Below are 6987 nucleotides of genomic sequence, written 5' to 3'. Positions count from 1 at the left end.
CCCACCCCCCGCCCGCCGGGCCGCCCCCCCACCGGGCGGGCGGCCGCACGAGCGCTCGTCCGCCGCCCGTGGACGCAGCCGGGGCAGTCGCAGCCGTTTTCGGGGTCGACGTCCTCGAACAGCGGAGCGGTCATGCGATCTGCCTCACATACGGGGTGGATTTGTCCGCGAGTGTGCACGCTGATCAGTTTCACAACTGGCTTCCGGGCGCGCATGTTGACGGTCCGAACGATGTACCGCGCGTGCTCCGGATCGGGGACCCCGGCCCGTGTGGTCCGGAGCACCCCGCCAGGTCATGTAGAGTTTTCCCGTCAGCAGGCGCCGCTAGCTCAGTTGGTTAGAGCAGCTGACTCTTAATCAGCGGNGTGTGGTCCGGAGCACCCCGCCAGGTCATGTAGAGTTTTCCCGTCAGCAGGCGCCGCTAGCTCAGTTGGTTAGAGCAGCTGACTCTTAATCAGCGGGTCCGGGGTTCGAGTCCCTGGCGGCGCACGATGACGATGGCGAGCCACGTCCGCGGAGAACGCGGTCCTGGCTCGCCATATCTGTTTTCGCCGCCGCGCCGCACCCATTGCCTGTTTGGCCGGATACCCTCTGGCCATGGCAGCCCGGGACCTTCAAGAGCGGATCAAGAAGCTCATCGTCGACCGACGGCTGCCCTCGGGCGCCCCGCTGCCGACCGAGCCCGAGCTGATGGAGTTCCTCGGGGCGAGCCGGAACTCGGTACGGGAGGCCCTGAAGGCGCTCCAGGCGATGGGCATCGTGGAGATCAGGCACGGGTTCGGGACCTACGTCGGCTCGATGTCGTTCGCACCCATGATCGAGGGACTCGCCTTCCGCACGGTCGCCGGGCACTACCGGGGCGAGGACTCCCTGCTCCAGCTGCTGGAGCTGCGCGAGGCGGTCGAGACGGGGCTGGTCTCGCGGCTGGCCGGGCGGCTGCCCGAGGCGGACCTCGTTGAACTGGACGCCCTCGTGAACCGTATGGAACGGGAGGCCGCCGAGGGACGCGGCCTCGCCGAGACCGACCGCGTGTTTCACGCCACCCTCTACCGGGGGCTGGACAACGTGCTGCTGAGTGAGGTGCTGGAGGCGTTCTGGGACGCCTTCCACCGCGTCCGGCGGGACCTGGTGGAGGTGCCGCAGGATCCGCGGGTCACCTGCCGCCAGCACCGCGAGATCCTGGACGCCGTCCGGTCCGGCGACTCGGTGCGGGCGGAGGAGGCCATAAGGGACCACTTCGGCAACATCCGTGCCCGCCTCGCCCCCACCGGCGCGCCCGGGCCCCCCGAGCACCACCCGCGCCACAATGAACGGGTTTGACCGGTAGACAGGGCGTTTCGCGTCTTGCGATCACGCTCTGCGCCGTAGAACTCTTTGTGCCACCGAGCCTTCGCTGAGCGGCGGTTGGCAGCGAGCGGTTGCGGACCGGCGGGGAGGAATCCCCGCCCATGAGCCGGCGCCGTGGAGAGCGTCCGTGGTGCCGGAGACCGGCACCCGGGTCGCCTTCCTCACCTCCTTCGTGCCCGGCAAGGAGCCGCTGGAGATGGTGACGAAGACCCGGGAGGCGGCGGTCAAGCTGCGCCACCGGGGCCTGATGCCCGACTACCTGGAGCGGATGCTCGGTTTCTTCCGCGACCCCGACGTCGGCTTCGTCATCGGCCCGCAGGTGTACGGCCCCCGGCGGCCGGCAGCGCCGTCCCCGGCACCACCGCGGACGCCCGTGTACGTGCCGGAGTCCGGGCCCCCTGGTGTCGTACATGCGGTTCCCCCTGGGCGCATCATTCCGAGTGCCGATCGTGGCCCACCGGCGCGGGGGGTCACGAGGTCGCACGGGGGCTCACGGGCCGGTGCCGGTGAGGTACGCCGAGACCACCACGTTGGCCGTGTAGCTGCGGCTCGCCCGGTCGAAGGTGCCGCCGCAGGTGATCAGGCGGAGTTCGGCGCGGCCCGGCCGGCGGGGGCCGTAGGCCACACGCGCGTCGAAGTCGTCGCGGGGCAGGACCCGCACGTCGTCGATGGTGAACTGGGCGACCCTGCCGTCCGCGCGGACCACCCGGACCGTCTCGCCCGGCTCGAGGGTGCTGAGCTTGTAGAAGACGGCGGGCCGGGTCTCGGTGTCGACGTGGCCGACCATCAGCGCTGCCCCCGCCGCGCCGGGCGCGGTCCCGGAGCCGTACCAGCCGACCACTCCCGGCTGGTCGAACGGCGGCGGGTCGACGGCGCCCTCGCGGTCCAGGCCGCGGGCCACCACCGGTGCCTGCACGGCCAGTTCGGGGATGTCGACGCGCAGCGGCGGCGCGGCCCCGAGCGGTCGGGCCGCGGGCGGCAGCGGGAGCGCCCCCGCGGCGCGGTCGAGTCCGGCCACGTCGCCCGTGGTGGGTCCGGACGGGCTCGCGGGCACGGCGGTCACGCCGCGTCCCCACAGCCACAGCCCGAACAGCAGCACCGCCCAGGCCAGGCAGGTGACCAGGCGCCCGGTGCCGCGCCCGTGTTCGTCGGACATGTCCGCGGCGCTCAGTCCGTGCCGTGGCTCCGGCGGGCCCTGCGCAGCCCGACGGCGGCCGCGGCGATCCCGGCGAGGGCGAGGCCGGTCACCGCCTGGGCGGCGTCGGGCCCGGACGTGTCGGTGGCCACGGTCGCGAAGTGCGCGGTGCCACCGCCGCCCGCGTGCACCGGCGCCACGGGCGAGGCGGCCGGGTCGGGGGCGGTGCCCTGCCCGTCGGGCCGCCCGGCAGCCTTGTCCACGACGGTGATGGTGCCGGTCATCACCACGTCGGCGCAGCTGATCCGCACCTCGTAGGCGCCGGGTTCGAGCGAGGTGCGGATCCTGGTCTGACCCGCCATCGCGGTCTGCCCGGCCTGGCCGCCGGTCAGCCGGGCGTCGGAGACGAAGGCGGGCGAGGCGGCCGTGGCCTGCGCCCCGGTGCAGCCGCGCATCCGCAACGTCACGTCGTCACCCGGTGCCGGGGAGGACGGGGTCACGGTGACTCCGCGGTCGTTGTCGGCCGCGTGCGCCGCCGTCGGCGTGAGCGCGGCGACGGCGAGCAGTCCGGTACAGAGAGTGAGGCGTGCTGAGCCCATCGTGAAACCTCCAGATAAAGGGAGGCTCCCCCGTACCGCGCGCCTCCGCATCCTCGGGAGGCGCGCGATTGCTCCGAACGGGTGGACCGGGGTTGGGAAGCCCCAGGTCGCACGGGGTGGGCTCAGACGAGGTCGACCAGGTCGGCGATGGAGTCGACGACCTGGGACGGGCGGAACGGGTAGCGGTCGACGTCCACGGGCTGGGTGACCCCGGTGAGCACGAGGAAGGTCCGCATCCCGGCCTCCAGGCCCGCGAGGACGTCGGTGTCCATGCGGTCGCCGATCATCGCGGAGTTCTCGGAGTGGGCGCCGATCGCGTTCAGCCCCGCCCGCATCATCAGCGGGTTCGGCTTGCCGACGAAGTACGGCTTCTTGCCGGTGGCGGCGGTGATCAGGGCGGCGACGGACCCGGTGGCGGGCAGGTCGCCCTCGGTGGACGGGCCGACGTTGTCGGGGTTGGTGGCGATGAACCGGGCGCCGCCGTTGATCAGGCGGACGGCCTTGGTCAGGGCCTCGAAGGAGTACGTGCGGGTCTCGCCGAGGATCACGAAGTCGGGCTCGTGGTCGGTGAGGATGTAGCCGATGTCGTGCAGCGCGGTGGTCAGGCCCGCCTCGCCGATCACATAGGCGCTGCCGCCGGGCCGCTGGTCGTCCAGGAACTGGGCGGTGGCCAGGGCGGACGTCCAGATGTTGTCGACCGGCACGTCGAGGCCCATGCGGCGCAGCCGGGCGTGCAGGTCGCGCGCGGTGTAGATGGAGTTGTTGGTGAGCACCAGGAAGGGCCGCCCGGAGTCGCGCAGCTTCTTCAGGAAGGCGTCGGCGCCGGGGATCGGGACACCCTCGTGGATCAGGACACCGTCCATGTCGGTGAGCCACGACTCGATGGGCTTGCGGTCTGCCATGTGCTTGCGTCTCCTGGCGTACGTACGGGCGGGGGTCGCCGGAACCACGGCGTACCGACGCCCCCACCCTAATCAGACCCGCGCGATCCGTACCCCGTCGATCGCCCGCTTCCGAGGACGATGCGACACGGCCGACGGGGTACCCCGAACGTACGTCGTACAACGGTGACGGAGTCGAAGCGGATGCCCGTCTCACCGGTTACCGCTCCGGGGCGAGCGGCGCGGCCAGCCCGGCGAGCAGTGCGGGCAGGTCGGCGACGGAGGCCAGGACGTGGGTGGCGCCGGCGGCACGGAACGCGTCGTCCCGGTGCGCCCCGGTGCGCACCCCCGCGACCAGCCCCGCGCCCGCCCGCACGCCGCTGAGCACGTCGTAGGAGGTGTCCCCGACGACGGCGACCTGCCGTACGTCGGCCGCGGCCTTCGTCCGGACGAACGCTTCGAGCACCATGTCGGGGTAGGGCCGCCCGCGCCCGCCGGCGTCGGCCGGGCACAGGGTGAGCGGTACGAGGTCGCGCCAGCCGAGGGCGTCGAGGATCGCGTCCTGGGTGACCCGGGCGAAGCCGGTGGTCAGGACGACGGTACGGCCGCCGCCGGCCAGCTCCGCGATGGCCTCGCGGGCCCCGGGGACGGGAGCGATCAGGCCGTCGTCGACCAGCTCGCCGTACGCCTTCTCGAAGGTGGCGTTGGCGCGCCGGGCGCGGTCCTCGTCCCCGAACAGGTGCCGGAAGACGGAGATCTTGGACTCGCCCATGGTGGCGCGTACGTAGGAGAGGTGCTCGGCGTGCTCGGCCGAGCCGGGTGCGACGCCGAGTTCGGCGGCGGCCGCCGCGAAGGCGCGCTCGACGAGGCCGTCGTCGGCGACGGTCGTGCCTGCCATGTCGAGGACGACGAGGTGGATGTCGCGGTTCTCCGTGGTCAACTTCCTCACCAGCCCAGTTCGTTCGCGGTGGTCTCGGCTATCGCGGGTGAGCAGGTCATGCCGCGCCCGCCGGGCCCGGTGACCAGCCACACCCCCTCGCGCACCTGCTGCCGGTGCACGACCCGGCCGGGTTCGGTGCACTGGGCGTACACCCCGGCCCAGCGGCGCCGCACGCGCGGCAGCGGCCGGCCGAGCAGGGACTCGACGACTCCGGTGAGGTGCTCGTAGGGCTCCTCGACGGTGTCGAAGGCGAAGGGGTGCTCGTACTCGTGGGTGTCACCGATGGTCAGGCCGCCGTCGGCGCGCTGCACCATGAGCAGCTGCATGCGGTGGGCGGCGGCGGTCTCGGCCTGCGGCTGCCGGGCGTTCAGCTCGTCCAGCGCCGGGGAGGCGTAGGCCGGGTAGTAGCGGAAGCTGTCGGCGTCGGCGACCGAGGTGGTCAGGGGTTCGCCGAGCGGGTCGGTCTGCATCATCTGGAGGCGGACCCGGCGCACGGGCAGGTCCGGTCCGGCAAGCTCCCGGACCAGCCCGCCGAGCCAGGCGCCGGTGCACAGGACGACCGCGTCGGCCTGGTGCACGTCCCCGTGGTCGTCGCGGACCGTTCCGGCGCCGGTGACCTCCCGCACCTCGCGGCCCGGCAGGAACGTGTAGTCCGGGTGCTTCAGCAGCTCCTCGCGCAGGGCGAGCTGCGCGGTGCGCGGCTCGACGGCCGCGTCCCGCTCGCAGTACAGGGCGGCGGTGAACTCGCCGCGCAGGGCGGGGTTGAGCGCGCGGGCCTCACCCGGGGTGAGCAGCTCGTACCCGCGTGCGGCGGCGTCCGGGCGGGCCACGGCGGCCTCGGCGACGGCGAGTTCCAGGGGGCCGCGGACGGGGGTCAGGGACCCGATGGCCCGGAAGCCCAGCGCCGGGACGCGCGCGCCGATCTCCTCCCACAGCTCCCGCGCCCGGAGCGCGGCTTCCAGCTCCGCTCCACCGGCGCGGCCGCTGACCCAGATCTGCCCGAAGTTGCGCAGTGAGGCACCGCGCGCCTCGGTCTCGCGCTCGATCTGGACGACCCGGTGGCCGCGCTCCAGGGCTTGCCAGGCGTGCATGGTGCCCACCACGCCGGCTCCGACGACTGTCACTCTCACCGCGGCGACGCTCCTCTCGATCAGATCACCGGAGACATCCGGCTGACAAGGAGAGCGTGAACGGCCGGAGACATTTGGGCTAGACCCGTTATCATTTCGTGATACTACTCGGAGGTGAGGTGAGGGCGGTCGAGAGTGGTGAGCAGCCCGGTCACGGGGTGCTCCGGGCCGTTCTCAGCCCTTGAGATGGGCGGTGAAGGAGAACCGGTCGCCCCGGTAGAGAGACCGGACCCGCTCCAGCGGCCGCCCTCCGGTGTCTCGTGACACGCGGTGGATCAGCAGCATCGGCAGGGCCGGCGGGGTGCCGATGAGCAGGGCCTCCCGGGGGGTGGCGAGCACGGTCTCGACGCGTTCGTCGGCGTCGCCGAAGGCGATGCCCTGGTCCCGCAGGTAGGCGTAGAAGGAGGAGTCGGGGTTGAAGTCGGCGTCCAGGCGTGGCACCCGGGCGACCGCGACGTAGGTGCTCTCCAGGCCGACCCGCTCGTCGTCGGCGAGCAGCACGCGCTCCAGGTGCCAGACGGGTTCGCCCCGGGTGAGCCCGGTCTCGGCCGCGAGGGGCTCCGGGCACGGGAAGCGGTCGAGGGTGACGAGCGTACGGCCGGGGATACGGCCCTGCCCGCGCACCCCCTCGGTGTAGCTGGCCAGGGAGAGCGGCTGGGCCAGCTTGGGCCCGGCGACCACCGTCCCCCGCCCCTGCCGCCTGAGCCGCCCCTCCAGCACCAGCTCCCGCACGGCCTGCCGAACGGTCTCCCGGGCCACGTCGTACCGCTCGGCGAGATCGCGCTCGGTGGGGATGACACCGCCCTCCCCCAGCTCCTCCAGCAGTGCCGCGATGCGCGCCTTGACCGCGTAGTACTTCGGAATGCGCCCGTGCTCCGGGATGCCGGAGCGGACGGGGGCGCCGGGGGCCTGGTCGTTCGGGTAGTCCACGGGGGGATCGTCGCAGAAAGGGGGG

7 protein-coding genes, 1 tRNA gene and 1 pseudogene are annotated in these 6987 nt (G+C 72.8%); 3 read left to right on the top strand and 6 right to left on the bottom strand.

Features of this window, described 5'->3' with window-relative positions:
* Positions 1–415 precede the first annotated feature (415 nt).
* From V7E45_RS37765 to V7E45_RS37755, 3 genes and pseudogenes are all read left to right on the top strand, one after another.
* A tRNA-Lys gene (locus V7E45_RS37765) sits at positions 416–489 on the top strand.
* Positions 490–597: 108 nt separating this feature from the next.
* Complete coding sequence (locus V7E45_RS37760) at positions 598–1320, top strand: FadR/GntR family transcriptional regulator (RefSeq protein ID WP_333778792.1); 723 nt, start codon at positions 598–600, stop codon at positions 1318–1320.
* Between the two features lie 124 nt (positions 1321–1444).
* Positions 1445–1675, top strand: a pseudogene (locus V7E45_RS37755) (hypothetical protein); the annotation flags it as partial.
* 162 nt (positions 1676–1837) lie between these two features.
* On the opposite strand, the gene V7E45_RS37750 reads toward V7E45_RS37755, so the two are convergent.
* The 6 genes from V7E45_RS37750 to V7E45_RS37725 all read right to left on the bottom strand — a co-directional run bounded on the left by V7E45_RS37750 (position 1838) and on the right by V7E45_RS37725 (position 6962).
* Positions 1838–2503 (bottom strand): class F sortase, encoded by a 666-nt coding sequence (locus V7E45_RS37750; protein WP_333778791.1) that lies wholly within the window; start codon positions 2501–2503, stop codon positions 1838–1840.
* An 11-nt stretch (positions 2504–2514) separates the two neighbouring features.
* Positions 2515–3081, bottom strand: a complete 567-nt coding sequence (locus V7E45_RS37745; RefSeq protein WP_333778790.1) for a hypothetical protein — start codon at positions 3079–3081, stop codon at positions 2515–2517.
* Positions 3082–3203: 122 nt separating this feature from the next.
* A complete protein-coding gene (locus tag V7E45_RS37740) occupies positions 3204–3983 on the bottom strand; it encodes an HAD-IIA family hydrolase (protein ID WP_333778789.1) in 780 nt (259 codons plus the stop codon).
* A 199-nt stretch (positions 3984–4182) separates the two neighbouring features.
* On the bottom strand, positions 4183–4902 hold the full coding sequence (locus V7E45_RS37735) for a phosphonatase-like hydrolase (protein WP_443056342.1): 720 nt from the start codon (positions 4900–4902) through the stop codon (positions 4183–4185).
* 5 nt (positions 4903–4907) lie between these two features.
* Positions 4908–6032 (bottom strand): TIGR03364 family FAD-dependent oxidoreductase, encoded by a 1125-nt coding sequence (locus tag V7E45_RS37730; RefSeq protein WP_333778787.1) that lies wholly within the window; start codon positions 6030–6032, stop codon positions 4908–4910.
* 174 nt (positions 6033–6206) lie between these two features.
* Positions 6207–6962 (bottom strand): GntR family transcriptional regulator, encoded by a 756-nt coding sequence (locus V7E45_RS37725; RefSeq protein ID WP_333778793.1) that lies wholly within the window; start codon positions 6960–6962, stop codon positions 6207–6209.
* Positions 6963–6987: the final 25 nt, after the last annotated feature.

The sequence above is a fragment of the Streptomyces sp. IBSBF 3136 genome, from assembly GCF_036815105.1.
GTDB lineage: Bacteria > Actinomycetota > Actinomycetes > Streptomycetales > Streptomycetaceae > Streptomyces.
Note: the sequence above shows the minus strand (reverse complement) of the source record. Positions and strands in the feature narration are given on the sequence as shown.